Source organism: Novosphingobium sp. FW305-C-111, assembly GCF_058783565.1.
Map to the genome: position 1 here is coordinate 61,982 of NZ_JBYSYP010000016.1, position 24,823 is coordinate 86,804.

25 protein-coding genes are annotated in these 24,823 nt (G+C 63.7%); 9 read left to right on the forward strand and 16 right to left on the reverse strand.

Features of this window, described 5'->3' with window-relative positions; all coding sequences use genetic code 11:
- The first annotated feature begins 310 nt into the window (after positions 1-310).
- Positions 311-1,213: a recombinase family protein gene (locus tag AC3WLD_RS16360; RefSeq protein WP_492558039.1), complete on the forward strand. Its 903-nt coding sequence runs from the start codon at positions 311-313 to the stop codon at positions 1,211-1,213.
- A gap of 128 nt (positions 1,214-1,341) precedes the next feature.
- Here AC3WLD_RS16360 and AC3WLD_RS16365 read toward each other — a convergent pair whose 3' ends face one another.
- The 9 genes from AC3WLD_RS16365 to AC3WLD_RS16405 all read right to left on the reverse strand — a co-directional run bounded on the left by AC3WLD_RS16365 (position 1,342) and on the right by AC3WLD_RS16405 (position 12,226).
- Positions 1,342-1,752, reverse strand: a complete 411-nt coding sequence (locus AC3WLD_RS16365; RefSeq protein WP_492558040.1) for a hypothetical protein — start codon at positions 1,750-1,752, stop codon at positions 1,342-1,344.
- Positions 1,752-2,435 carry a ZIP family metal transporter gene (locus AC3WLD_RS16370; protein ID WP_492558064.1) on the reverse strand — a complete coding sequence of 228 codons (684 nt, stop codon included), beginning with the start codon at positions 2,433-2,435 and terminating at the stop codon, positions 1,752-1,754. The genes AC3WLD_RS16365 and AC3WLD_RS16370 overlap by 1 nt, the downstream gene beginning before the upstream one ends.
- Before the next feature lies 1 nt (position 2,436).
- A complete protein-coding gene (locus AC3WLD_RS16375) occupies positions 2,437-4,887 on the reverse strand; it encodes a heavy metal translocating P-type ATPase (RefSeq protein WP_492558041.1) in 2,451 nt (816 codons plus the stop codon).
- Positions 4,880-5,227 carry a DUF190 domain-containing protein gene (locus AC3WLD_RS16380; protein ID WP_492558042.1) on the reverse strand — a complete coding sequence of 116 codons (348 nt, stop codon included), beginning with the start codon at positions 5,225-5,227 and terminating at the stop codon, positions 4,880-4,882. Before AC3WLD_RS16380 ends, AC3WLD_RS16375 begins: the two co-directional genes overlap by 8 nt.
- An 11-nt stretch (positions 5,228-5,238) precedes the next feature.
- Positions 5,239-8,484, reverse strand: coding sequence for an efflux RND transporter permease subunit (locus AC3WLD_RS16385; protein WP_492558043.1), 3,246 nt, complete (start codon positions 8,482-8,484; stop codon positions 5,239-5,241).
- 3 nt (positions 8,485-8,487) lie between these two features.
- A complete protein-coding gene (locus AC3WLD_RS16390) occupies positions 8,488-9,645 on the reverse strand; it encodes an efflux RND transporter periplasmic adaptor subunit (protein ID WP_492558044.1) in 1,158 nt (385 codons plus the stop codon).
- A 78-nt stretch (positions 9,646-9,723) separates the two neighbouring features.
- On the reverse strand, positions 9,724-10,992 hold the full coding sequence (locus AC3WLD_RS16395; RefSeq protein WP_492558045.1) for a TolC family protein: 1,269 nt from the start codon (positions 10,990-10,992) through the stop codon (positions 9,724-9,726).
- Positions 10,993-11,195: 203 nt separating this feature from the next.
- Positions 11,196-11,537: a hypothetical protein gene (locus tag AC3WLD_RS16400; protein ID WP_492558046.1), complete on the reverse strand. Its 342-nt coding sequence runs from the start codon at positions 11,535-11,537 to the stop codon at positions 11,196-11,198.
- A 62-nt stretch (positions 11,538-11,599) separates the two neighbouring features.
- Positions 11,600-12,226: a cation efflux transmembrane domain-containing protein gene (locus AC3WLD_RS16405; RefSeq protein WP_492558047.1), complete on the reverse strand. Its 627-nt coding sequence runs from the start codon at positions 12,224-12,226 to the stop codon at positions 11,600-11,602.
- 71 nt (positions 12,227-12,297) lie between these two features.
- Between AC3WLD_RS16405 and AC3WLD_RS16410 the strand changes: the two genes are divergently transcribed.
- The 7 genes from AC3WLD_RS16410 to AC3WLD_RS16440 all read left to right on the forward strand — a co-directional run bounded on the left by AC3WLD_RS16410 (position 12,298) and on the right by AC3WLD_RS16440 (position 19,560).
- On the forward strand, positions 12,298-12,717 hold the full coding sequence (locus AC3WLD_RS16410) for a MerR family transcriptional regulator (protein WP_492558048.1): 420 nt from the start codon (positions 12,298-12,300) through the stop codon (positions 12,715-12,717).
- Between the two features lie 34 nt (positions 12,718-12,751).
- Positions 12,752-13,126 (forward strand): hypothetical protein, encoded by a 375-nt coding sequence (locus tag AC3WLD_RS16415; protein WP_492558049.1) that lies wholly within the window; start codon positions 12,752-12,754, stop codon positions 13,124-13,126.
- 71 nt (positions 13,127-13,197) lie between these two features.
- Complete coding sequence (locus AC3WLD_RS16420) at positions 13,198-13,464, forward strand: hypothetical protein (protein ID WP_492558050.1); 267 nt, start codon at positions 13,198-13,200, stop codon at positions 13,462-13,464.
- A gap of 138 nt (positions 13,465-13,602) precedes the next feature.
- Entirely contained in the window at positions 13,603-14,832 is a 1,230-nt protein-coding gene (locus tag AC3WLD_RS16425) for a TolC family protein (RefSeq protein WP_492558051.1), read from the forward strand.
- Positions 14,829-16,061, forward strand: a complete 1,233-nt coding sequence (locus AC3WLD_RS16430; RefSeq protein ID WP_492558052.1) for an efflux RND transporter periplasmic adaptor subunit — start codon at positions 14,829-14,831, stop codon at positions 16,059-16,061. Before AC3WLD_RS16425 ends, AC3WLD_RS16430 begins: the two co-directional genes overlap by 4 nt.
- Positions 16,058-19,192 carry an efflux RND transporter permease subunit gene (locus tag AC3WLD_RS16435; protein ID WP_492558053.1) on the forward strand — a complete coding sequence of 1,045 codons (3,135 nt, stop codon included), beginning with the start codon at positions 16,058-16,060 and terminating at the stop codon, positions 19,190-19,192. Before AC3WLD_RS16430 ends, AC3WLD_RS16435 begins: the two co-directional genes overlap by 4 nt.
- A complete protein-coding gene (locus tag AC3WLD_RS16440; RefSeq protein ID WP_492558054.1) occupies positions 19,189-19,560 on the forward strand; it encodes a copper-binding protein in 372 nt (123 codons plus the stop codon). The genes AC3WLD_RS16435 and AC3WLD_RS16440 overlap by 4 nt, the downstream gene beginning before the upstream one ends.
- 105 nt (positions 19,561-19,665) lie before the next feature.
- Here AC3WLD_RS16440 and AC3WLD_RS16445 read toward each other — a convergent pair whose 3' ends face one another.
- The 7 genes from AC3WLD_RS16445 to AC3WLD_RS16475 form a co-directional block, all read right to left on the reverse strand.
- Positions 19,666-20,172 (reverse strand): arsenate reductase ArsC, encoded by a 507-nt coding sequence (locus tag AC3WLD_RS16445; protein ID WP_492558055.1) that lies wholly within the window; start codon positions 20,170-20,172, stop codon positions 19,666-19,668.
- Positions 20,173-20,242: 70 nt separating this feature from the next.
- On the reverse strand, positions 20,243-21,016 hold the full coding sequence (gene arsH, locus AC3WLD_RS16450; RefSeq protein ID WP_492558056.1) for an arsenical resistance protein ArsH: 774 nt from the start codon (positions 21,014-21,016) through the stop codon (positions 20,243-20,245).
- 2 nt (positions 21,017-21,018) lie between these two features.
- Entirely contained in the window at positions 21,019-22,086 is a 1,068-nt protein-coding gene (gene arsB / locus AC3WLD_RS16455; protein ID WP_492558057.1) for an ACR3 family arsenite efflux transporter, read from the reverse strand.
- A 16-nt stretch (positions 22,087-22,102) separates the two neighbouring features.
- Complete coding sequence (gene arsC / locus AC3WLD_RS16460) at positions 22,103-22,534, reverse strand: arsenate reductase (glutaredoxin) (RefSeq protein ID WP_492558058.1); 432 nt, start codon at positions 22,532-22,534, stop codon at positions 22,103-22,105.
- The gene (locus AC3WLD_RS16465) at positions 22,531-23,046 is read right to left on the reverse strand and encodes an arsenate reductase ArsC (RefSeq protein ID WP_492558059.1); all 516 of its coding nucleotides are present in this window, start codon (positions 23,044-23,046) and stop codon (positions 22,531-22,533) included. Before AC3WLD_RS16465 ends, arsC begins: the two co-directional genes overlap by 4 nt.
- Positions 23,047-23,079: 33 nt before the next feature.
- On the reverse strand, positions 23,080-23,427 hold the full coding sequence (locus AC3WLD_RS16470) for an ArsR/SmtB family transcription factor (RefSeq protein ID WP_492558060.1): 348 nt from the start codon (positions 23,425-23,427) through the stop codon (positions 23,080-23,082).
- A gap of 37 nt (positions 23,428-23,464) precedes the next feature.
- The gene (locus AC3WLD_RS16475) at positions 23,465-23,923 is read right to left on the reverse strand and encodes a hypothetical protein (RefSeq protein ID WP_492558061.1); all 459 of its coding nucleotides are present in this window, start codon (positions 23,921-23,923) and stop codon (positions 23,465-23,467) included.
- A gap of 293 nt (positions 23,924-24,216) precedes the next feature.
- Between AC3WLD_RS16475 and AC3WLD_RS16480 the strand changes: the two genes are divergently transcribed.
- Positions 24,217-24,798 carry a transglycosylase SLT domain-containing protein gene (locus tag AC3WLD_RS16480; protein ID WP_492558062.1) on the forward strand — a complete coding sequence of 194 codons (582 nt, stop codon included), beginning with the start codon at positions 24,217-24,219 and terminating at the stop codon, positions 24,796-24,798.
- Positions 24,799-24,823: the final 25 nt, after the last annotated feature.

Below are 24,823 nucleotides of genomic sequence, written 5' to 3' on the forward strand. Positions count from 1 at the left end.
CCGCGCCGAGAAACGGCAGCGCCCCCTCGAGCCGCGCGAGGACCAGTTGCCACGGGGGAGGGGAGGAGGCCATGACCCCAATAATATAGGAACGGCTGAAAAAGTATACTTAGCTTTGACGGCTGTTTGGGGTGCCTGTCACTGTCCGATAACGGCCCTTCACGGGCTCTACTTTCTTTGGTCTCCATTCGCTCACGCAAGCTCAAAACCCGCAGAACTTCCCCGTTCATGGGCTCTAGCCATAAACCCGAAAAGTTTATATCTAACGGGGGCAACCGTTCATTTGCAGGCATTCTATGATATGTGAAAAATGGCCCTGATTGGTTACGCCCGCGTTTCCACGGAGGAGCAGGACACCTCGGCACAGCAGGATGCGTTGCGCGGGCAGGGCTGCTCGATGATCTTTGAAGACAAGGCGAGCGGTGCCAGCAAGGAGAGGCCAAACTTGGCCCGCGCGCTGCAGCGAGTTGGATCGGGCGATACCCTGCTGGTCGTCCGCATCGATCGCCTTGCGCGCTCGCTTGCCCACCTGCTGGAGATTGTCGAGGCATTGCGAGCCAAGGGCGCTTACTTCCGCTCGATCAACGATCCAATCGACACCTCGAGTGCGCAGGGCATGCTGATGACCCAGATGTTGGGCGCGTTCGCGGAATTCGAGCGGGCGCTCATACGGGAACGAACACGAGCGGGGATCAAGGCTGCCGTGGCAAGAGGTGCCAAACCCGGCAACCCGAAGATGCGGATGCGCGATCCTGCAGCAATCGCGGAGATCAAATTCAGCCACAATCAGCGCCATCTCAACGAACTTATCGACGAGAGACATCGCTGGTTGCCGACTGTGGAGCGGCTCCGGCCGCATCTTCCCTGGGCCCTGGTCCTGCGGCAGGTCCGCGCAATCACACCTCCTGTCCGCTCGTTTAGCGAGCGCACGCTCTCGAAGGCCTGCCGGAACCTGGTTCGTGCCGGTTACGCGGATCCCTCCATCCTTGAAGCGGCGCCCCGCTTGCCGCCTGATACCCGCGTAGCACGGCTGGTTGCTGATCGCCTTAACACCCACCCCGATTCCACGCTTCGGGAGATCGCGTCTTGGCTGTCGCGAGACCTGCGGGAGCCAACTCCGCGCGGGGGATTATCGTGGTCACCCGAGGGCGTCAGGCGCGTCATTGCGCAGGCGCGGGACCAAAAGCTGCTGGCTCCCGTTGCGCATTTGTAATTGCTGCCCGCTGATTTCTGCGCCGCTCTATTGATGCTTCGGCAAAAGTGGATTGGCAGACTATCGGAAGGGTGACCGCGCAAATGTTTGCCGCGATTCAACTGCGTGGAGGAGTGCTCCCAAGTGGCCTAAATGTCGGGTCTTGCTTTTACCTCAACGGTGATCCTGGCGACGTCGCTGACATCGGCAACCTGAAGGCGGGCACCAAAGCTTCCTGAGCGGTGACGCACGCCCATCATGGGCATTGAAGAATCGGCCTTCCCAAGGAGAAGGCCCGTGGTCCCAAGGGCTTCAACATGGATATGGTTGCTTCTGGCTCCATTGCCGCGACGGCGGACCAGGCCCCAAATTTCAATTCCGCGTTTGCCTTGATAGGCGTGCGCCCATTGCAGCGTGTAGCGGTCACTTGAAGTCCTGGTGACGGGCACGCTGAGTTCCGGTCCCATTGCACAGCCACAAACAAACGCCAGTGCGCTCACCCCGGCCGCTATCCTGAGAATGTTGCGGTTCATATCCAGTCCTTTTGGCACATGGGTCATCACATCAATTCCTCCAGAACTAGAAGGCCGAGAAATCCGACGAAAAACATCGACGATATGAGGGGGGTGTCTGGCTTCTCGTGGGCCTCGACCAGGAGTTCTTCGGTCACAAGGTAGAGTAAGGCCATCAGACCGAAGCTGAGAAAGCCTGTGATGATGATGGGTGGAAGCTCCGCGACTGGCGTCGCCATGAAAGTCCCCACAGGCAGCAGCAAGCCTAGCCCGATGGCGATTAGCAGGGTCCTGCCCCGAGACATTCGGCTTTCCTGCAATTCCGAGGTTACCGAAAGCCCCAGAAACAGCACTTCGAGCGTAAGTGCTATGGTGAGGAGGACGCCGGCCTTTGCGCCCGCAATGAAGGCAAGGCCGAGGACAAGACCGTCGATGAAGATGTCTATACCGGTGGCACTCAACATAGCGAAAGGGCCAGATGCCCGTTCCTCCAGCGCCTTGATTGCAAGCATGACGCCCACCCCCAGTGCCCCGCCAATCAGGGTGGCCACGGGCGAGGCGTCGTGCTTGATCTGCGGCAGGATTTCGACGGCGGCGGCCGCAAAGACCACGCCAGCAGCAAAGTGCTGAGTGGCGCTGACGAGCGCAGGACCTGGCCTGCGCCATAGTGCCACAAGCGCGCCGAAAATCACGGCTGCGAGCGGGATGAGCGTATATAAGACAGCCTGCATGTCAGGTATCTCTGCCGTGGTCGCGGTAGGCGAGAAGTCGCAGCGCATTGAACACCACGACCAGCGTTGACCCCTCGTGCATTGCAACGGCAGGACCAATACCCAGACCAAGGATGGTCGCTGGGACGAGCAGAGCGACCACACTGAGGCTGACGAACACATTCTGACGGATGATTGATCGGGTCTGGCGACTGAGGTCGACAGCGAATGGCAGGTGCGCCAGATCGTCCGCCATCAGTGCCACGTCGGCGGTCTCCAGCGCAACGTCCGACCCCGCCGCGCCCATGGCGATGCTGACCGTCGCACTGGCCATTGCCGGCGCATCATTGACCCCGTCCCCGACCATTGCGACGCGCGCCTTGGCTCGCAGTTTGTGGATCGCAGTGACCTTGTCTTCAGGCATGAGGTCACCCCATGCCTCGTCGATCCCGACCTGGCTGGCGACGGCCTCTGCCACGCGCTGGTGATCCCCGGACAGCATGACCATTCGGCGGATGCCTATCCCTCGCAAGCGCTCCAGAGCCTCGCGTGCGCCGGTCCGGGGCGTGTCCAACAGACCGATCGCGCCGAGATCTGTATCCCCCTTGCGAACCACCATCGTCGTGTAGCCACCGCGACGGAGTTTCTCGATCGCTTCCGCTACGGTGCTGGACAACGGAGCGATGCCGTCCGCTCCGAACATCTCGGCCTTGCCGATCAGCACCCGCTCGTCATCCACCATGGCGGAAACACCCCGGCCGATCAGGCTTTCGATGTCGGTCGCCTGCGGCACTGTCCGTCCACCGATGCGCTCCTTTCCATCGCGCGCGATCGCCTGGGCCAAAGGATGATCGCTTAGGCTTTCAACCGCGACTGCGATTGCGAGAAGGTGGTCTTCATCGACGCCTGGCGCCGCGATGATCTCCTGAATGCGCGGTTCGCCCCTGGTAAGGGTTCCTGTCTTGTCGAAGGCAATCGCATCGAGCGATCCGAGCAGTTCGAGCGGCGCCCCGCCCTTGACGAGTACGCCGCCGCGCGCCGCTCTTGCCACGCCGGATAGCACGGCACTCGGTGTAGCGATGGCAAGTGCGCAGGGACTGGCTGCGACCAGCACTGCCATGGCCCGGTAGAAGCTGTCGCGGAACGGCTCGTCGACTATTACCCAGGCGAACAGCAGGAGACCAGACAGGCCAAGCACGGCCGGGACGAAGAAGCGCTCGAAACGGTCGGTGAACCGCTGCGTCGGGGACTTCTGGGTTTCGGCCTCGCTGACCAGCTTGACGACCTTTGCAAGCGTGCTCTCGCTGGCGATCCGCGTCACTTCGATCTCGATCGCCCCGCTGCCGTTGATGGTGCCGGCAAAGACCCGGTATGCCGCATCAAGGCGTTCTGGATTGGCGCGTGCCGCCGCATCGTCCATGACCGCGCGCTTGTCGACCGGCATGCTCTCGCCGGTGACCGGCGCCTGGTTGACCGACGTCGTGCCCTTGACCAGGAAGCCGTCAGCAGGAATGCGCTCGTCCGGTTTGACCACGACGATATCGCCGATGGCGAGTTCCTCGACCGGAACCTCGGCCGTCTCGCTGTCGCTGCGTCTGACAGTTGCGGTCCGTGGCGCGAGTTTGGCCAATGCCTCGATCGCCCGCTTCGCGCGGCCCATCGCATAATGCTCGAGCGCATGTCCCATGCTGAACAGGAAGAGAAGGAGCGCGCCTTCCGCCCAGGCCCCCAACGCGGCCGCGCCGGCTGCCGCCACCAGCATGAGCGTGTCGATTTCGAAGCGGCGGGCCTTGAGGTTCTCCAGGGCCTCGCGAAGCGTGAAGAACCCGCCTAGCCCGTAAGCGGCGAGGTAAAACGCAAGCGGAATCGAGGCCGCCAAGCTTGTGCCGAATTTCTCGATTCCGAACCCGAGGCCGAGCATGAGGCCGCATCCGAGCGCGAAGACCAGCTCGGTCCAGGGACCGAACAGGCCGCCATGATCGTGCTCACCGGTCGCATGGTCATGCCCGGCGTGTTCATCTGGTCCTTGCGGTGCAGTGCGCAGGCGCATTGCCTCCAGCACTCGCGCGATGGCGGCATCGTCGATCAGGTCACGGTCGAATTCGACGCGGACGACCCCGGCAGGGCTGATGCCGGACTCGATCACACCGGAGGTTCCGGCCAGTCGCTCGCTTTGTCTGCGCGCCTCGCGTAGATGCATCGTGCGGGCCAGATCGAGCACCACATGGCCGAAGCGCGAGGAAATTTCGGCGCCCGCGGCTTCGACCGCCGAGCGGACCCGCGGCAGGTCGAGCCGCCCACGATCGAAGTGGACGCACAGGAGCGGAACCTTGCCCTCGCCCACCTTGATATGGGCTTCCTCGACGCCGTCGCGGGCCCGGAGGACTGCCAGCAGACGCTCCACGCACCGGTCTGCCACATCGCGGACTTCGGGAAGGACGAGCGGCAGGTCGAATCTGGTCTTTTCAATCATTGGCGCCGTCCGGATTGTCGCGACCTAAGGCACCCGCCAACACCTCGACGGCTTCGAGGGTGACCAGGCCGATGCCGGGGACATCGACGATCTCCGCCGCGAAGGCTCGCAGCCGATCTTCGGCGTCTACGATCTCGACGAGGAGGGCGCGGTCGCTTTCGAGGACGTGTCGCTTGTGAAGATGGGCCGACCGACCGAAGCCGATCAGGGCTTCGAGAACCGTCGCGCCCGCGAGCCTGCGCTCGCGGGCCAGCGAGGCGACATATTCGAAGACCTTGCGGTCGCCGATATAGGCGGCTTCGTCGGTATAGATTCTGAGTAGCTTGACGGACTGGTCCATGGCGTCTTCCTTCACTGTGCCGGGGCTTCGATTGGCTGTGGTTCGAACTGACCTTCATCGCCGTTGGCGTCGTTGCGTCCGAGCACGACCCTGGCGATGGCAGGGAGAACCAGCAGGGTCAGGATGGTCGCGGCGACGAGCCCGCCGATGACTGTCGTCGCCAGCGGCTTTTGCACCTCGGCGCCGGTGCCGTGTGCAAGGGCCATCGGCACGAAGCCGATCGCGGGGACAAACCCGGTCATGATCACGGCGCGCATCTTGTCGATCATGCCTTCCCGGATCGCTTCGACCAGAGGTCGTCCATCCTCGATCCTTTCGCGGATGGCGGTCATCACGACGAGCCCATTGAGCACGGCGACGCCGGCAAGGCAGATGAAGCCGACCGCCGCCGAAACCGAGAAGGCAATCCCTGTCAGCATCAGCGTGAACACCCCGCCCGCCAGACCCAGTGGGACCGCGAGGAAGACCGCCGACGCGCGCCGCAGGGTGCCGAGCGCCATGAACAGTAGGACGAAGACCGCCGCGAAGCAGAGCGGGACGACGATCGAGAGGCGCTGCGATGCCGCCTGAAGGTTCTGGAACTGGCCGCCCCATTCCAGATAATAGCCGGCCGGCAGCTTTACCCCGGCAACCTTGGCCTGAGCTTCGGCGACGAAGGAACCGGCATCGCGGCCCTGGAGGTTGGCCTGGATCACGACGCGGCGCTTGCCGTTCTCGCGCGTGATCTGGTTCAGGCCTTCGGTGAAGCGGATCTGCGCCACCTGGCTCAGCGGCACCGAGCGGCGCGCCTGCCCCTCCTGCGCAGGCAGCATTACCGGCAGGGCCATGACTTCGTCGAGACTGGCGCGCGTGGTGTCGGGTACGCGCACCGCGATCTCGAACCGGCGGTCGCCCTCGAACAGCAGCCCGGATTCTCGGCCGCCCATGGCTGCCGCGACCGTATCGGCCACTTCCTCGACGGTGAGGCCGTACCGGGCGATCGCTGCACGATCGAAGCGGACGTCGAGCGTCGGCGCCCCGCCGGTCTGGTCGGCCTTGACGCTCGACGCGCCCGGGATGGATTGAAGCACCCGAACAATCTCGTTTGCCGCTTGCGACATCTTGTCGAGATCATCGCCATAGAGCTTGATCGCGACATCGCCGCGCACACCGGCGATCAGTTCGTTGAAACGCAACTGGATCGGCTGACTGACTTCATAGAGCTGACCAATCTGGCCGTTTGCAGCCTTCTCGACCCGTTCCACCACATCCGGCTTGCCCTCGACGCCGGCGGGCCATTGGTCCTGTGGCTTGAGGATTACGAAGCCGTCTGAAATATTGCCGGGCATGGGATCGGTCGCAACCTCGGCGGTGCCGGTCTTGGAAAACATGAGCGCGACTTCGGGAAGGCGGGTGACAGCCGTCTCGACACCGCGCTGCATGGTGAGCGATTGTTCGAGGCTGACCGACGGAACCCTGGTCGATGCGAGGGCGAGGTTCTTCTCATCGAGCTGCGGTATGAATTCCGAACCGAGGAAGCCGAACGCGGGCACCGCGGCGAGGAAGAAGGCGAGGCCCGCTGCAATGAACCGCCAGGGGCGTTCGAGCGACCGGTCGAGTAGCGGCAGGTAGCGTTCCTTGGCCTTGCGGATCAGCCAGACTTCTTTTTCGGCCACCTTGCCCCGGATCAGCAGGGCGATGAGCGCTGGAACCAGCGTGATCGCAAGAACGAAGGCTGCAACCAGCGCGAGCATGATGGTGATCGCCATCGGCGAGAAGGTCTTGCCCTCTACGCCGGTGAACATGAGCAGCGGGGCAAAGGCGAGCAGGATGATTGCCTGGCCGAAGACGGTCGGCTTGATCATCTCCTGGCTTGCGCGCAGTGTCTCCTCGAGGCGCTCGCGCAGGCTTAGCAGCCTGCCCTCGTGCTCCTGCCGGTGCGCGAGGCGCGCGAGGCAGTTCTCGATGATGATCACGGCGCCATCGACGATCAGACCAAAGTCGAGTGCGCCGAGGCTCATGAGATTGCCGGGTACACCAACGATGTTCATGCCCGTCGCCATCATCAGGAAGGAGAACGGGATGACGAGCACCGCGATGATCGCGGCACGCCAATTGCCGAGAAGCAGGAACAGCGCAGCCGCGACCAGCAGTGCGCCTTCGGCGAGATTGCGCTCGACGGTCGCGACGGTGGCGTTCACGAGTTTCGCGCGGTCGAGAACGACATCGACCTTAATGCCTGGCGGCAGGGTCTTTGCCACCTGCGCCAGCTTGTCCCCGACTCCCTCGGCGACGACGCGGCTGTTTTCGCCGATTAGCATGAGCGCGGTCCCGACGACGGCTTCGCGGCCGTTCATGCTGGCGGCGCCTGTGCGCAGGTCGCCGCCGATGCGGACGTTGGCAATCTGACCTACGGAAATCGGCACACCTGCGCGCGAAGCGACGACGGCATTACGGATTTCATCGACCGAACGGATGCGCGCATCTGCGCGCACGAGATAGGCCTCGCCGCCGCGATTGAAGTAATTGGCCCCGACAGCGAGATTGGCGGCTTCGAGAGCCTTGGCGAGTTCGCTGTAGGAAATACCGAAGCTGGTCAGCTTTACAGGATCGGGCTCGACGACGAAGGTCTTGGCGTAGCCGCCGATCGAATCGACACCGGCCACACCGCGCACGCTCTTGAGTTGCGGCGCAATAATCCAGTCCTGCACGGTGCGCAGATATCCGGCTTTGGCCACCTCGTCGGTGAGCATCTGCCCCTCAGGCGTCAGATAGCTGCCGTCGGGCTGCCAGCCTGGCTGGCCTGCAACCCGGCGTGCGCCCTTCCCGTCGGGATTGGCGTAGCCGACGGTATACATGACCACTTCGCCAAGGCCGGTTGTGACCGGACCGATCTGTGGCTGGACACCCGCAGGCAGTTTCTCTCCAGCTTGGGTGAGGCGCTCGCCGACCTGCTGCCGGGCAAAATAGAGATCGGTTGAATCGGTGAAAATAGCTGTGACCTGGCTAAACCCGTTGCGTGACAGCGAGCGTGTCGTTTCGAGGCCGGGAATTCCTGCGAGCGCGGTTTCGATCGGATAGGTTACGAGCTTTTCCATCTCGACCGGCGAGAGGCCAGGGTCGATGGTATTGATCTGAACCTGGTTGTTGGTGATGTCAGGCACGGCATCGATAGGGAGCCGGGTAAGCTGCCACAGACCGATTCCGGCGACGGCGAGAAAGAACAGCACCATCGCCCAGCGCATGCGGACGGACAGCGCCATGAGACTTGCGATCATGACCTATTCCTCCTCGCCAGCGCCCTTGCCGAGTTCGGCCTTGAGCAGGAAAGCATTCTTGGTGGCGACAAGCTGGCCGGGCTTCAGTCCCGACAGCACTTCCACTCTCCCGGCGCTTCGCTGGCCGATCGTCACGGTTTGGGCGCGGAAGCCTTGGCTGGTGCGGACGAAAACCGCATCCTTGCCGTCGACCGACTGGAGCGCATCTTCGGGTATGACGATGGCGTTGCTGGGAGCGCCGACACTGGGATAGAGGCGAACGCGCACACCGAGGCCTGGCTGTAGTTTTCCGCCAGCCACGTCGACGACTGCCGTCGCAGCGCGCGTTTCCCCGTTGAGCGTGGGGGTGACAGCGCGAACGCGGCCTTCCACGGACTTGCCGTCCGGCAGTTCGATGACTGTCCGGTCGCCTGCCGCCAATCGTGCCATATCAGATGGACCGACCGCTACTTCCACCTGTATCCGGCGCGGATCGGCAACGCGGAACAGCTCGGCCTCCGGCTGCACATATGCGCCGAGCACGATTGTCGCAGCCGTGACCTTGCCGGAAATCGGACTGGCGACCACAGTGCCGCGACCATCACTGGTGACGTTGGCCGCGCCCGCGGCAGCCTGGGCGCGCCGCGCTTCGGCAGCAGCTGCGGCGGCTTCGGCCTGCGCGGCTTCATATTCGGCGCGCGCCGTGACCTTCTGCTCGTAAAGATACCTTTCCCTGGCGAGGTTCTGTTGGGCCAGCCTCGCGCGCGCCGCTGCGGCCGTGCGTTCGGCGGCGATCTGGCCGGCATCCCGGCTCTCGACGATCGCCAACGGCTCGCCTGCCGACACCGGATCGCCAAGTCGTTTGAACACGCGCGTGACCGCGCCGCCGGCCCGAGCGGTCACCAGTGCCTCGCCGGTTGGCGACGGCACGACCATCCCCTGACCGACGATTTCCGACCCGAGGCCACCGACGCGAATTTCCTCCACGCCAATGCCCGCGTTGCCGATGGCCTCGGCCGACAAGGTCAGCATGCCGTGCGGCGCTTCGGCTTCGCCCTTGGCTGGCTGTTCTGTCGAAGCGGCGGTTTCCCCGGTCCACCGGGCGACCATAAATCCGCCGCCGGCAGCAAGGATGAGCGCGCCGGCGACCCCGGCGACAAGGCGTTTGTCTTCAAAATTCATTGGAATTCTCCAGATGCTTCAGGACGAGCGGCGCCGGACACGGCGCTCCGCGATCGTCGGAAATGAAAGGGGGCGGCGTCATTGCCCGGCTCGCAGGTCCGGAGCAGGTTCCACCAGACGAGCCAGTCTGGCCTGGGCGCTGCGGTAGGCCACCAGCGCATCCACATAGGCTGAACGGGTCTCGGCAAGAGTGCGCTGCGCCTCGATCAGGTCGAGCTGGCCGAACTTGCCGTTGGCGTAACCAATCGCCGCGATGCGGGCGGCTTCGAAGGCCGCGGCAAGACCGGGTCCACCAGCTGCTTTGGCACTCGCCGCAGCATTTGCCACCTCGGCCTGCGCCGACGCGATCTCCTGTTCGGTTTCGACGAGTACGAGACGGCCCCGGGCTTCGGATGCGGATTCTAGCGCCGTCGCCTGATCGAGCGCCGCCTTGCCGCCATTGAACAGCGGAAACGGAATCGAGACCCCGAAAATTGCGGCAGTGTCGTTCGATGCCGATAGTCTTCGGGCACCGGCGCTCAGGGTGATGTCAGGCACCCGCTGCGACCGGGCGAGCCTGACCTGTGCAGAGGCAATCGAAAGGTCTCCCGCCGCTGCCGCAAACGCGAGGGTGCCTTCCGCGCTGACCGGCATGGCCGGACCATAATCATCGACGCGCTCGAACCAGCTGCGGTCCAGCGGCCCGGTAACCGGCCGGCCGATCAGGCGAGCGAGATTGGCACGGGCAACGCCGGCTTCGCGCTTGAATTTTTCGAGCGCGACATCGGCGTTGATGCGCAGCACGTCGGCGCGCTGTTGCTCGATAGGCGAGGCGGCGCCAGCAGTGACGCGCGCACTCGCGGCCCGGAAACCGACCGCGGCGAAGTCCGCCTCCTGCTGGGCGATTTCGACGCGGCGTTCTGCCGCGATGGCGGCCAGATAGGCCTCCGTCACCCGCAGCTTGAGATCCGCCGCAGCAATCGCCGCCTCGATGCGCGTCCTGCCGGTCTGGGCATCGGCAACCGCAATGCGCGCCGAACGCTTACCGCCGAGTTCGATCGGCAGGGCCAGTGCAGTCGTGGTTTCGGCGCTCTGCGTTCCCTTGAATTCGCCGGTGCCGCCGACATTCTCGACCTGAACCTGAACTTCCGGGTTCGGCCGCAGTCCTGCCACTTTTCGCCCGGCCTCGGCGGCACGAAGCTCGGCGGCGGCCGCATCCAGGCTGGGGGAGGCGGCGCCGGCCGCGGTCAGCGCCTGTTCCAGCGTGAACGTGGAGGCGGGCGCCGGAGTGACAGCCGTCTCCGGGGCTTTGTCGGCGGGGGCCTGCGCAAGCACGTGCTGCCCGCTCGAAGCGAGCAGCACGGCCATCAGTACATACCGCCGCATCTCAAGCGGCCCCTGCTGAAGGGCGGGTAGCAGGGGCGGCATGGCCGCCAGCGGTCAATGGGGCCGAATTCGGCCTGGCGCTATGTCGCGCCCGGGGCGCAAACGCGCCCGACAGAGTCTTTTGCATGAAGTTGCATCCTGAAAATCACCAGACAAGGCGCCAGCGCGGGCACAGGTTGGGGATCTCAGGCTGCAGGGGGCTCGGTAGGCGGAGCGGACGCGAGCGAAACCAGAGGGCGGACAACGATAGGGTTCAGCGCCTGGCCCGAACGCATGGACGCCAGTGACACAACATCCGCATCGACTGGTACCGCAAGGCTGCAATGATGATGAACCAGCGCGTGACAGGGAACGCCGCCATTCTGCGAATGGTTCTCGCCGCCCACAGCATCCACGTGGCTGTCCGCCGAATAGAGCGCTACAGCGTGGTCAGGAAATACCTGTTCGGCATGTGATGTTTCGGGCGCAGCGAGACTGCCGAACAATACGGCAAACAACAGCAGAAAAGAAACAAGCGGCGACCGCATGGCTTTGCGGCTAGCAGCAAGTCCCAATTTCGGCAAGCGCCGGCTCAACGATCGGCTGCAAGTCATGCAATCGCCGTTCGCATATCGGCGCGCGCATGCCGTACGATTTGCAGGCCTCCACTGATCCCGAGGCCAGCCATGATGAGTGCGACGAAGATATCGGGAAGTCGGCTGCCGGTCCAAAGCACAGCGAGACCAGCTCCAATTACAAGACAATTGTTGATCGCATCGTTGCGTGAACAGATCCACACGGAGCGCATGTTCGCATCACCAGTGCGGTAGCGATAGAGCATCAGCGCAACCCCGAGGTTGACCGCGAGCGCCAGCACCCCGACCGCGCCCATCGCATAGGGCTCCGGATGGCTTCCATGAATTAGCCCCCATAGGGCCGAACCCAGAACGGCGAACCCGAACAGCAGGATGGTCAGGCCCTTTACGAGTGCCGCGCGGGCACGCCAGGAGAGGGCCAGTCCGGCAACGCCGAGACTGATCGCATAGTTGGCGGAGTCTCCGAGGAAATCGAGGGCGTCGCCTTGCAGGGCGCGCGAACCGGCAAGGAAACCGGCCACCCCTTCGACCACGAACATCGCGGCGTTGAGCCCGAGCGCGATCCAGAGAATCCGCCGCCAGCGCGCATCGTTGAGCGTTTCCTTGCTGCCACAGGCGTTGGCGCAACAGCTGTCCGACATGGCTCCGCCTCTCCCTTGGTTTTCCGAGTCGGCATACTATATACACCCTGTAGCAACTACAGGGTCAAGGAATGAAAATTGGCGAACTCGCTGCCGCGACTGCGACGAAAGTCGAGACGGTCCGCTATTATGAGAAGGTTGGACTGTTGCCCTCTCCAGCACGATCGTCGGCCAATTACCGTAGCTACGGCAGCGAGCATTTGGCCCGGCTGTCGTTCATCCGCCGCGCCCGTGATCTCGGCTTCTCGCTGGAAGCCGTGCGCGAGTTGCTCACGCTCGCGGATGATCGAACCCGGTCGTGCGAGGCGGTGGATGGTATCGCCCGTACACATCTGGCGGAGGTCGATCGCAAGATTGCCGATCTGTCCGCTTTGCGCCTCGAACTCGGCCAAGTGCTCGACAGTTGCAGCCGCGATACGATCGCCGATTGCAAGATCATCGATGCTCTCGCGCCAAGACTCCAGTCGGCACCAGAAATGACCGATTATTGACTTTGCGTAGATGTAATGTGCTATGGAGCACCTTGTGAAACGCTTGTTCTCCCTGCTGCTGCTTGCAGGAGCACTGCTTGGCCTTTTGGGCCAGGAGGCCGCGTTCGCGCACATCATGCCGGTTGTAAAAGTCGAGCAGGTGTCCACGTCTGCCGGGCAGATGAGCGCCGATTGCGCGCAGATGATGGGCCTCGCCAAGCAGCAGCAACAGCCCGAGAAGCCTTGCCAGGGCATGACCCCCGATTGCATCGCAAAGATGGGTTGTGCGGTGCCTCTGGCACTGATCCCGCCGCTCGGTTTCGCTGCCGCGCCGCAGTTCCGTGCGGCGTCTCCACCGCAAATGCCTGTCGCCGCGCTGATCGGCCGCGACATTGGCCCAGAACCCGAACCACCCGCAACCCTTGGCTGAACTTCATGGCGCACCTCGAGCATGTCTGCTCGCCCGCGCGCCTCCTTCAAGTTCAACCAAGGACTATTTCCATGAAGACGATTATCACGCTCGCCGCTGCCGTGGCGGCCCTCGCCACCGCATCTGTTGCTTCCGCCCATGAGCCAGCAGGCGGTCATTGGGAATGGCGCAGCCAGCCTTCGTTCGGACCCAAGTCGACCGTGCCTTCGCGCACGCGCGTCTGGGTAATGGACAGCGGGTCCACGATGGCCAATTGCGACTGCTCGATGATGAAGGCGGATGCGTCCGGCTGCATGATGGACATGTCCGGCAAGGTCCGGGCGCCGTCGGCCGGCTAAGGCGATTGCCTGGCCGATAGCCGATAATAAACACGGCCGGGCGCGCGGCGCCGGCGGAGTTGCCCCCTTCGCCGGCGTCGCGTCAGTCCAGGGCCTTCATCGAGCATCGGCCTGGTGATCTCCGAACGGGAGATTCCCATGCGATTGATTATTCTCGTGCCGCTGCTTGCGGCGGTGCCCGGTGCGGCGCTGGCCGAGCCACTGACCTTCGATGCAGCGATCGAGCGTGCCACGCGCGATGCGCCGTCGATCCAGGCGGGCGCAGCAGGCGTCGAGGCCAGACGCTCGGCCGCCATCGCCGCGGGCCGCCTGCCCGATCCCACGCTCAATGTGGGCCTCGACAACTTTCCCGTTTCCGGCCCGCCCGCGTTCAGCTTCACGCGCGAAAGCATGACGATGACGCGGATCGGGGTCGAACAGCCGTTTCCCAATCCCGCCAAGCGCAGCGCGCAGCGCACCCGCGCTGCTGCCGACATCGGCATGGCCGAGGGCGAGTTGGCGGTCGAAACTCAGAATGTCCGGCTCGAGACGGCACTGGCGTGGATCGATCTCTACTACGCCAAGCGGCGACTGGCGCAGTTGCAACTGCTCGACATGACCCTGGGCGAACTTCAATCGACCGTTTCGGCCCGTCTCGCATCGGGTTCTGCGCGTCCGGCCGCTGCGCTCGAACCAGAGCAGTTACGTGCCGCCATCAATGACCGGCGCAGCGAACTTGCTGCCGACGTTGTCCGGGCGAAGGCGCGGTTGGCCCGCTTCACAGGCGATCCCGATGCCGATGTCGTGGGCGATCCGCCGATGCCGGAAATGGACAAGGCAAGCCTGATCGCGGGCATTCCGCTGCTGCCGCGCCTCAAGGCTCTCGATGCCGCCGTCAGCGGCGCAGAAGCCGACACCGGCCTTGCGCGCGCTGACAAGCACCCGGACTGGCGGGTTAGCGCGAGCTACGGTCGCCGCGATCCCGCCTATGGCGACATGGTCTCGGTGGGGGTGAGCATCGACCTGCCGTTCTTCACCAAGCGACGGCAAGATCCGAAGATCGCGGCGAGCCTCAGCGGCGAGACGCAGGCGCGGCTGACGCGCACCGCTGCTGAACGCGAAGTTCTGGCATCACTCGAGGGCGATCTCGCCGATCACGAGATGCACATGGCCAGGCTCGAAAACGCCCGAAAGGTGCTGGTGCCGCTCGCCAAGCGCCGGGCCGAGCTCGACATGGCGAGCTACGCGGCGGGCAAGCTCGATCTCGGCAGCGCGCTGCTGTCGTCGCTCGCCCTCGCCGAAGCCGAAGTCGATGCGCTGTCGCGCGAAGCGGATGTCGCGCGTGACGCAGTGCGGATCAATTTTACCTATGGAGGAGTTCGGCCATGACGCTGGACAGGAAGAATGCTGCGCGCTGGGGCGCAGGTGCGCTGGCTCTGGCCTTGGTTGCAGGCGGCGGAGGTTACTGGCTGGGGCAGCGAGGCGGTACGCCTGCAACGGTAGCCGGGTCGGAACCTGCGGGGCGCAAGGTGCTCTACTGGTACGACCCGATGGTGCCGGCCGAGCACTACGACAATCCCAATTCGCTCTCGTCGATGGGGATGAAGACGATCCCCAAATACGCCGAGGCTGCGCCGGACACCGGGCCAGGCGTGAGCGTGGATGCAGCCGCGAAACAGAGCCTCGGGATGCGTGTGGTAGCGGCGGAGATGGGCTCGTTGCCCTCGGGCCTCACGGTCACCGGTGCCATCGACTTCAACCAGCGCGACGTGGCGATTGTCCAGGCGCGCTCGGGCGGTTTCGTCAGCAGAGTCTATGCGCGCGCGCCGGGAGATGTGATTGGCGCGGGTGCTCCCATCGCCGATCTGCAACTGCCCGAATGGGGCGGCGCGCAAGGCGAGTTCCTTGCGGTGAAACGGCTCGGTAGGCCTGATCTCACCGCCGCCGCGCGCCAGCGGCTGCGGCTGATGGGCATGTCCGACGCGCTGATCAGTGAAGTCGAGCGCTCAGGCCGGACCAATGGCACGGTGACGATCCGCTCGCCCATCGCGGGCGTGATCCAGACGCTCGACGTGCGCACGGGCATGACGCTCGCAGCGGGGCAGGGCCTTGCGCAGGTCAGCGGCATCGGCACGGTCTGGCTCAACGCCGCTGTGCCCGAAGCGCAGGCCGGGCTGGTGCGCATTGGGCAGAGCGCAAGCGCCACGCTTGCTGCCTTCCCCGGTGAAAGCTTCGCCGGACGAGTTACCGCAGTCCTACCGACCGCGCAGGCCGACAGCCGCACGCTAACCGTGCGCACCGAACTCGCAAATCGTAGCGGACGCTTGCGCCCCGGCATGTTTGCTCAGGTCGCCTTTGCCAGCGACGGCAAGCCTGCGCTATTGGTGCCGAGCGAAGCGGTGATCCGCACTGGCGCGCGGACGCTGGTCATGCTCGCACTGCCCGATGGCCGCTACCGTCCGGCCGAGATCCGCACCGGGCGGGAGGGCGGCGGCAAGACCGAAGTGCTTGCCGGATTGGCCGCACGTGAGAAAGTCGTCGCCTCGGGCCAGTTCCTGCTCGATTCCGAAGCGAGCCTGACCGGCGTCGCGGCACGCCCGATCGGGGGTGACAAGTGATTGCCGCGATCATCCGCGCCTCGGTTCGGGCACGCAATCTGGTCATCGCAGCCGCGCTGGTGCTCACCGCGATCGGCGTCGCGGCGGTGCGGACTACGCCGGTCGATGCCCTGCCCGACCTGTCGGACGTGCAGGTCATCATCCGCACCTCGTGGCCGGGACAGGCGCCGCAGATTGTCGAGAACCAGGTCACTACGCCGGTCGCCTCGACCATGCTCTCGGTCCCCGGTGCGCGGGTGGTGCGCGGCTATTCGTTCACCGGCGACAGCTTCGTCTACGTCCTGTTCGACGACGGCACCGATCTTTACTGGGCGCGCAGCCGGGTGCTCGAATACCTGAGCCAGGTGCAGAGCCGCCTGCCCGAAGGGGCGAGATCTTCGCTAGGTCCCGATGCCACCGGAGTGGGATGGATCTATGAATACGCGCTGGTCGACAAGACCGGGCGGCACGATCTGGCGCAATTGCGGTCCTTACAGGACTGGTTCCTGCGTTATGAACTCAAAACCGTGCCCGGCGTCGCCGAAGTCGCCAGCATCGGCGGCATGGTCAGGGAATACCAGGTCGTCGTCGATCCGGCAAAGCTCGCGGCCTATGGGGTCACCGGCGAGGATGTCGCCGAGGCGCTCAAGCGCGCAAACCAGGAAACCGGCGGATCGAGCGTCGAGATGGCGGGCGCCGAATATACCGTGCGCGCCAGTGGCTATCTCAAATCGCTCGACGACTTTCGCGCCGTGCCGATCCGCACTGCAGCCGGCGGCGTGCCTGTAACACTGGGCGATGTCGCCACGGTCCAGCTCGGCCCTGAAATGCGGCGCGGGATTGCCGAACTCAACGGTGAGGGCGAAGTCGCCGGCGGTGTCATCGTCATGCGCCAGGGTCAGAATGCCCGCGCGGTGATCGAAGGGTTGCGCGGCAAGCTCGACGAACTCCAGAAGAGCCTGCCCCCCGGCGTCGAACTGGTCACCACCTATGACCGTTCCGGCCTGATCGACCGCGCGGTAGAGAATCTTACGGGCAAGTTGTTCGAAGAGTTCCTGATCGTCGCCCTCGTCTGCGCGCTGTTCCTGTGGCACGCGCGATCGGCCTTGGTCGCAATCCTGACCCTTCCGCTCGGCATCCTGATCGCCTTCATCGTCATGCGCGTGCAGGGGCTCAACGCCAACATCCTGTCCTTGGGCGGGATTGCGATCGCCATCGGCGCGATGGTCGATGCGGCCGTCGTCATGATCGAGAACGCCCACAAGCATCTCGAGCGCTGGCGACACGATCACGAGGACAGCGAGCCCGATCCGGGCACTCGTTGGAAGCTCATCACCGCAGCGGCTGCCGAGGTCGGCCCCGCCCTGTTCCTCAGCCTCCTGATCATCACCTTCTCGTTCCTGCCGATCTTCACACTGCAAGGACAGGAAGGCCGCCTGTTCGCGCCGTTGGCCTTCACGAAGACCTATGCGATGGCGGCCGCCGCCTTCCTCTCGATAACGCTGATCCCTGTACTGATGGGGCTGCTGATCAAAGGCAGGATACCGAGCGAGGAGGCTAACCCGCTTAACCGCTGGCTCACGCGCCTCTATCGCCCATTGATCGACTGGGTGCTGGTGCGGCCGAAACAAACCCTGCTGGTCGCCGGGCTGGTGTTCGCCAGCAGCCTGTGGCCGGTCAGCCAAATCGGAGGCGAATTTCTGCCGCAGATGAACGAGGGCGATCTGCTCTACATGCCCTCGGCACTGCCAGGGCTTTCGGCGGCCGAGGCGGGCCGTCTACTCCAGCAGACCGACCGCATGATCAAGACCGTGCCCGAAGTCGAGAGCGTGTTCGGCAAGGCCGGCCGCGCCGACAGCGCGACCGATCCCGCACCGCTCGAAATGTTCGAGACCACGATCCGGTTCAAACCGCGCGACCAGTGGCGTCCCGGTATGACCCCCGAAAAGCTGCGCGATGAACTGGATGCCAGGGTGAAGGTGCCTGGCCTTGCCAATTTCTGGATACCGCCGATCCGCAACCGTATCGACATGCTGGCGACCGGGATCAAGAGTCCGATCGGAATCAAGGTCGCGGGCGCGAACCTTGCCGAGATCGACCGCACTGCCAAGCAAATCGAGGGCGTAGTGAAAGCCGTCCCCGGCGTCTCGTCCGCCATCGCCGAACGGCTCACCGGCGGTCGCTATATCGACGTCGATGTCAACCGCGCCGCCGCAGGTCGTTACGGCCTAAATGTCGCCGACGTTCAGGCGGTGGTCTCAGGCATGATCGGCGGCGAATCAGTCGGTCAAACGGTCGAAGGGCTGGCGCGCTATCCGATCAGCGTGCGCTACCCGCGCGAGCTGCGCGATAGCGTCGATAAGCTGGCTGCCCTGCCGATCCTGACCCCCTCGCGCCAACAGATCACACTGGGCACCGTCGCCAGCGTCCGCATCAGCGACGGCCCGCCGATGTTTAGAAGCGAGAACGGCCGGCCCGTTACATGGATCTACGTCGATGGACGCGGCAGCGACATGCAGACATTGGTCGGTGACATCAATAAAGCGATCACCACCAATGTCGCCCTCCCGCCCGGCGTCAGCATTTCCTATACCGGCCAGTACGAGTTCCTGGTGCGCGCCAAGGAACGGATGAAGCTGGTGATCCCGGTGACGTTGGCGATCATCTTTGTGCTACTCTACCTCACCTTCCGCCGCTGGGACGAGGCGCTGCTGATCATGGGCACGCTGCCGTTCGCGCTCACCGGCGGTCTGTGGCTGCTCTGGTGGCTGGGCTACAACCAGTCGGTCGCCACCGCGGTCGGGTTTATCGCGCTCGCCGGCGTCGCCGCCGAGTTCGGCGTGGTGATGCTGATCTACCTCAAGCAGGCATTGGAAGCGCAAACTGACGGCGATGTCATCAATGCCGTGCGCGAAGGCGCGCTGCTGCGCGTACGACCCAAGGCTATGACCGTCGCGGTGATCCTCGCCGGTCTGCTCCCGGTGCTCATGGGCAGCGGCGCCGGTTCGGAGGTCATGAGCCGGATCGCCGCGCCCATGGTCGGGGGCATGCTCACCGCGCCGCTGTTCTCGATGCTCGTCATCCCGGCGGCCTACCTCTTGATGCGCCGCCGTTCCCAATCCCAAGTTCAATCCGAAGGAGAAGTGAAGTGAAGAAGACCCTGATCATTGCATCCAGCTTGGCGCTCGTGACCTCTCTGACCGCCTGCCAGAAGAAGGCCGAAGTTCCAGAACCCGCGCCGAGCGCCAGCATGATGTCCGGCAAGATGGCGAACATGCCAATGGCCGGTGCCATGAAGCACGGCATGGCGGCCGGTACAGTCACCGCGATCGACGCCGCCAAGGGCACGATCACGCTCGATCACGGGGCGATGAGCGGCCTCGGCTGGCCTGCCATGACGATGGGGTTTGCTGCGAAGCCGGAACAGCTCTCCGGCATCAAGGTCGGCGACAAAGTCGACTTCGAGATCGACTGGGACGGCAAGGCAGGGACGGTGACGAGGATCGCCAAATCCAAGTGAACGAAGGAGACCCCGCAGCCTTTCCGGTCGCCGGGTCTCCTTCACTCCAATTGGCGCTCAACTGTATTACCATCCTGGCCCTGCGAGAGTCATCCGCCCTGCTTGTCAGGCGGCGCCTTCCATCATTCCTATACGGCTGAGCTCGCTCGTGAGCACATGCCGGTCCATCGCCTCAAACGGCAGTTCGAGCAAAGCGCGAACGCGCATTTCGAGCCAGCACCAGGTCTGTTCGAAGGCGGCGTCGACTTCAGCCTCGTTGCCTTCGACGTCGGCGGGATCGGGCAAGCCCCAGTGCGCCTTGAGCGGCGCGCCCATGAAAACCGGGCAGGCTTCGCCTGCAGCATTACCGCAGACGGTGATGGCCAGATCGATCGGCGGCGCATCTGCTCCGGTGAATTCGTGCCAGCTCTTCGAGCGGAAGGGAGCGGTATCGATACCCTTGCGGGCCAGCAGGCGAAGTGCTCCCGGATGGGGAACGCCCTTTGGCTTGCTTCCAGCACTATAGGCAACGAGGCGCCCTGCGCCGAGCAAGCCGAGGATTGCCTCGCCCAGGATCGAACGCGCGGAATTTCCGGTGCAGAGGACCAAGACGCTAAAGGGGCGGTCGGACATTGCGGAACCTCAAGCTAGAAAAAGGTGAAACGCGGGAGTGGACGGGCCGATGGCTCATACCCTCGCGCCGTCAGGCAGAAACGTCGCCTGACGCAGCGATTGACGCCAGGATCGGCGTACAGGCGATCACCGGACGGTCTGCATCGACCCGCTCGGAATAACGGTCGACCAACTGGTCACCGTGGGGCCGCAGGAGCACCGTGAACCGGACCAGTTCCTCGCAGACGTCGACGATCCGGTCGTAGTAGCTCGAAGGCTTCATCCGGCCAGCCTCGTCGAATTCCTCGTAGGCCTTGGCGACGCTCGACTGGTTGGGGATGGTGAACATCCGCATCCAGCGGCCTAGGATCCGCAGGGTGTTGACCGAGTTGAACGATTGCGAGCCCGCGCTGACCTGCATCACCGCAAGTGTACGGCCTTGCGTTGGCCGCAGGCCCTTCATCGCCAGGGGCAAATGGTCGATCTGGGTCTTCATGATCCCAGTGATCTGGCCGTGGCGCTCCGGGCTGCACCAGACCTGAGCTTCTGACCACAGCGAGTGTTCGCGCAGTTCATGCACTGCGGGATGATCATCACCGGCGACCTGATCGGGCAAGGGCATGTCGGAAGGGTCGAAAATCCGGGTGTCGCAGCCGAAGAATTGCAGCAGGCGAGCCGCTTCCTCGACGACGAGACGCGAATAGGACCGCTCGCGCAGCGAGCCGTAGAGCAGCAGGATGCGGGGGCGCGGCTCTTGTTCGCCAAGGCCGAGCGCCGGTTGACGGTGGGCGTATTCAGGCTTGAGCGCCGGCAGGTGATCAGGCTCGCTCAGCACCCGTAGGCGTGAGAAGGTCGGCTCGGTCATCGTTATACCCCCGCCTGCACGGTCGCAGGGAACCAGCGCCGCCCGAACCAGAAGGCGACATTGACCAGCAGGATCAGCACCGGAACCTCGACCAGCGGACCGATCACCGCGGCGAAGGCCACCGGCGAGGCAAGGCCGAAGGCGGCGATGGCGACGGCAATGGCAAGCTCGAAATTGTTGCCTGCGGCGGTGAAGGCAACGGCGGTGGTGCGCGGATAGTCCGCTTCGATCAGCTTGCCCATGAAGAAGCTGATCGAGAACTGGATCACGAAGTAGATCGTCAGCGGAATGGCAATGCGCAGGGTGTCGCCCGGCAGTGTGACGATCTCGTTGCCCTTGAGGCTGAACATCGCGATGATCGTGAACAGCAGCGCGATCAGCGTGACCGGTCCGATCTTCGCCAGGAAGGTGCCTTCGTACCAGGTATTGCCCTTGGCTGCCGTCAGCCACTTGCGGGTCAGGAACCCGGCGAGGAACGGTATGCCGAGATAGATCAGCACGGCTTGGGCGATGGTCCAGAAGCTGACCTGGATGACGCTGCCTTCAAGCCCGAACAGCGGCGGCAGGAAGGCGAGAAAGAACCAGGCGTAGATGCTGAAGAACAGGATCTGGAAGATCGAGTTGAACGCGACCAGCGCGGCGACATACTGGTTGTCGCCCTTGGCGAGCTGGTTCCAGACGATGACCATCGCAATACAGCGGGCAAGGCCGATCAGGATCAGACCGGTCATGTATTCTGGTTTGTCGCTGAGGAAGGTGACCGCCAGCGCGAACATCAGCACCGGGCCGATGATCCAGTTCTGGATGAGCGAGATCGCCAATACGCGCTTGTCCTCGAACACGCGCGGCAGCTCCTCGTAGCGTACCCGCGCCAGCGGCGGGTACATCATCAGTACGAGGCCAATAGCGATGGGAATGTTGGTGGTTCCCCATGACAGGCTGTCGATCGCCTTGGGCAGACCGGGAAAGGTGGAGCCAAGCCCGACCCCGAGCGCCATGGCGAGGAAGATCCACAAAGTGAGATAACGGTCGAGGAACGAGAGGCGTTCGCGTTTGGCCGGTGCGGTCATTGGCAGGTTTCCTTGCTCAAGCGCTGACACGATTGCCGGCGGCATCGATCACCTGTTCGCCGTCTTCCTTGGAGAAAGCAGCCTGCTGCGCCGCTGGGATGAGGTCGAGGACTGCCTCGGAAGGACGGCACAGCCTCACCCCGAGCGGGGAGACGACGATCGGGCGGTTGATCAGGATCGGAAGCTCCATCATCGCATCGACCAGCTGGGCATCGCTTAGCTCGGGATTATCGAGGCCGAGTTCGGCAAAGGGCGTTCCCTTCTCGCGCAGCAGGGCGCGAGCGCCGATCCCTGCTCGTTCGATCAGGCTCTCGAGCAGCGGGCGTGAGGGCGGAGTCTTCAGGTACTCGATGACGTGCGGCTCGATCCCCGCATTGCGGATCATCGCCAGCGCATTGCGCGACGTGCCGCATTCGGGGTTGTGGTAGATGACGATATCGCTGGTCATGACGCGGCTCCCGGGCTCGCGCCTTCCGCGCGGCCGATCTCCGAAAGGTGGTTGATCAGTGCCATCGCCTCGATGCTGCCGTGAGGCAGAGCGAGAAACAGGCTGATACGGTTGGAGAGATACCGGAGTGCCTGGAGGAAGGCCTGCTTCTGGTCTTCCCCGGAGACGGCGGCCGGATCCTCGATGCCCCAGTGCGCGGAAACGGGCTTGCCCGGCCAGACAGGGCAGGTCTCGCCGGCGGCATCGTCGCACACGGTGAAGATGAAATCGAACTGCGGCGCGTCGGGACCAGCAAACTCGTCCCAGCTTTTCGAGCGGGCGTGGCTGGTGTCGTAGCCCATGCCTTCGAGCAACGAGAGGGCCATCGGATGGACTTCGCCGCGTGGTTGGCTGCCGGCACTCCAGGCTCGGAACCGGCCCTTGCCGAGCTTGTTCATCTGTGCCTCGGCCAGAATCGAGCGCGCGCTGTTGCCGGTGCACAGAAACAGGACGTTGTAGATATTCTCGGTCATTGCGGCTCTCATGTGTGGCCAGCGCCGTCGGCTTCAGGCTTCTTCCTCGCAGCAGGCCTTGAGCGCGATGTTGGCGAGCGGAGCGCAGATCTCCGCTGAAGCAGCACAGCAATCCTCGATCAGGAACCCGAGCAGATCGGTAACGCTGCCGTACTGGACGGTGTAGATCACCGACTTGCCCTCGCGCCGGCTGTCGATCAGGCCGGCATGGCTGAGGATATTGAGACTGCCCGACAAGGTGTTGGGCGGGATGCCGAGCCGCCGGGCGATTTCTCCGGCGGCCAGGCCCTGACTGCCCGCTTGGACCAGCATTCGGAACGCACTCAGGCGTCCCTCGTGGGCCAGGGCGGACAGTTTGGCGACAGCGGGCTTGGTTTCCATGTTTCCGCGATAATAGAATTGATCGCGGCGGTAAAGTTCAGCGCGTCTTGCGCTTCAGTTCGAAGCTACCGAACGAGCTGCGATTGAACGCCTTCTCGCAGGCGCCTTCGGCCGCACCGGTAAAGGGGCAGGCCCAATCGGCACCGGTCAGCGTGACTGTGACCGGTCCGGCGCCGCTTGCCTTGTAATTGCAAGTCGCACGGCGGACGCGGCTGAGGGCAAGCGTATCGCGGCCCGGCTCAAGATAGCGGGTTTGTTCGTCGCCCGAAGTCGGCGTGATCTGGCACCAGACTTCATATTTGCCTTCACCGCTCGTCTTGAGGCTTGCCTCCGGGGCTGGGGTCTGGGCGACAGCGAGGGCAGGTGAGGCGGCGGCCAGCAGGGCCAAGGCATACTTAAGGTTCACGGCGATCTCCCCGACGTTGATTCGTCGTTTCGGAAATACACGAAATGAAGATTCGAGAAAGCCATTTTGTGCGGACTGGAAAACCTCCACTGGCGATGCCGGGATCGGTCTTCGCTGATATGGATCCAGTCCTGACCATTGGCTTGCGCCAAAACGGTGCCGTTTTGAATAAGCGGGACTGGCCAATGCAGGGTGCGATCCAGTTGGCCCGCTAATGCCGGATCGCAGACTTACGCTGATTTGGCAGCCATACTCAGCGCCCTGTCATGTGCATTCGCTGCAGCGAGATCGCCTTCGAGTTGGTTGACACCGGCTTGCAGGTTTGTTTGATTGGCTCTGCGCAAACCCATCGGAACAGTACGCCAGGCCAAGGGTGTATTGTGATGTTTACCAAGTTTCGATTGGCAGCACTGCTCACGCTGCTTTGTGTGCCGTCGGTTCAGGCTCGCGAAGCCGCGTTGACAAACTTCAACGATTTTGGGCTCAATGACAAATCCAAGGATGCGTCGACCTTTCCTATTGGCGCTGCATTGCGGCATCATCTTGAAGCCTTGGGGCAAAATACCGATGGAACTGACCCTCAGAATCCACAAGAATTCTTCGAGCTATCTGCCGAACCCCACTTGCGCTCTGCATGCCCTGGCAGCGGTTATTCTCCCACGTGGTGGTTGAAACCTGAAGTTGAGATACGCCGTGCAGCCCACTTTACAACGATGGCATTGACCGCTTGCGAGTTCGGAATTCCCACCAATCTTCTCGACGCCGTGATTTCCCAGGAATCCGGCTACAAAGGCTGGGCGATGAGCCCAGCAGGGGCCATGGGCATGATGCAGATCATGCCTGGCACGGCCAAGTCGTTGGGCCTCGCCAATCCTTGGGACAGTCTCGCCAACATGCGTGCTGGGGCCCGCTATTGTGGATCGGCGTGCAAAAAGGACCCCGTTAGCGGGGTGATCGGCGTCTAAAAGGGACCCCTCATTTCGATGGTTT

Excerpts from the sequence above, each read along its gene's own strand:
- AC3WLD_RS16390 (WP_492558044.1), bottom strand. The coding sequence starts at position 9,645 with ATGAATTTTGAAGACAAACGCCTTGTCGCCGGGGTCGCCGGCGCGCTC.
- arsH (WP_492558056.1), bottom strand. The coding sequence starts at position 21,016 with ATGACCGAGCCGACCTTCTCACGCCTACGGGTGCTGAGCGAGCCTGAT.
- AC3WLD_RS16410 (WP_492558048.1), top strand. The coding sequence starts at position 12,298 with ATGAAAATTGGCGAACTCGCTGCCGCGACTGCGACGAAAGTCGAGACG.
- AC3WLD_RS16400 (WP_492558046.1), bottom strand. The coding sequence starts at position 11,537 with ATGCGGTCGCCGCTTGTTTCTTTTCTGCTGTTGTTTGCCGTATTGTTC.
- AC3WLD_RS16430 (WP_492558052.1), top strand. The coding sequence starts at position 14,829 with ATGACGCTGGACAGGAAGAATGCTGCGCGCTGGGGCGCAGGTGCGCTG.
- AC3WLD_RS16470 (WP_492558060.1), bottom strand. The coding sequence starts at position 23,427 with ATGGAAACCAAGCCCGCTGTCGCCAAACTGTCCGCCCTGGCCCACGAG.
- AC3WLD_RS16445 (WP_492558055.1), bottom strand. The coding sequence starts at position 20,172 with ATGTCCGACCGCCCCTTTAGCGTCTTGGTCCTCTGCACCGGAAATTCC.
- arsC (WP_492558058.1), bottom strand. The coding sequence starts at position 22,534 with ATGACCAGCGATATCGTCATCTACCACAACCCCGAATGCGGCACGTCG.
- AC3WLD_RS16375 (WP_492558041.1), bottom strand. The coding sequence starts at position 4,887 with ATGATTGAAAAGACCAGATTCGACCTGCCGCTCGTCCTTCCCGAAGTC.
- AC3WLD_RS16365 (WP_492558040.1), bottom strand. The coding sequence starts at position 1,752 with ATGACCCATGTGCCAAAAGGACTGGATATGAACCGCAACATTCTCAGG.
- AC3WLD_RS16425 (WP_492558051.1), top strand. The coding sequence starts at position 13,603 with ATGCGATTGATTATTCTCGTGCCGCTGCTTGCGGCGGTGCCCGGTGCG.
- AC3WLD_RS16380 (WP_492558042.1), bottom strand. The coding sequence starts at position 5,227 with ATGGACCAGTCCGTCAAGCTACTCAGAATCTATACCGACGAAGCCGCC.
- AC3WLD_RS16385 (WP_492558043.1), bottom strand. The coding sequence starts at position 8,484 with ATGATCGCAAGTCTCATGGCGCTGTCCGTCCGCATGCGCTGGGCGATG.
- AC3WLD_RS16465 (WP_492558059.1), bottom strand. The coding sequence starts at position 23,046 with ATGACCGAGAATATCTACAACGTCCTGTTTCTGTGCACCGGCAACAGC.
- AC3WLD_RS16360 (WP_492558039.1), top strand. The coding sequence starts at position 311 with ATGGCCCTGATTGGTTACGCCCGCGTTTCCACGGAGGAGCAGGACACC.
- AC3WLD_RS16405 (WP_492558047.1), bottom strand. The coding sequence starts at position 12,226 with ATGTCGGACAGCTGTTGCGCCAACGCCTGTGGCAGCAAGGAAACGCTC.
- AC3WLD_RS16370 (WP_492558064.1), bottom strand. The coding sequence starts at position 2,435 with ATGCAGGCTGTCTTATATACGCTCATCCCGCTCGCAGCCGTGATTTTC.
- AC3WLD_RS16420 (WP_492558050.1), top strand. The coding sequence starts at position 13,198 with ATGAAGACGATTATCACGCTCGCCGCTGCCGTGGCGGCCCTCGCCACC.
- arsB (WP_492558057.1), bottom strand. The coding sequence starts at position 22,086 with ATGACCGCACCGGCCAAACGCGAACGCCTCTCGTTCCTCGACCGTTAT.
- AC3WLD_RS16480 (WP_492558062.1), top strand. The coding sequence starts at position 24,217 with ATGTTTACCAAGTTTCGATTGGCAGCACTGCTCACGCTGCTTTGTGTG.
- AC3WLD_RS16395 (WP_492558045.1), bottom strand. The coding sequence starts at position 10,992 with ATGGCCGTGCTGCTCGCTTCGAGCGGGCAGCACGTGCTTGCGCAGGCC.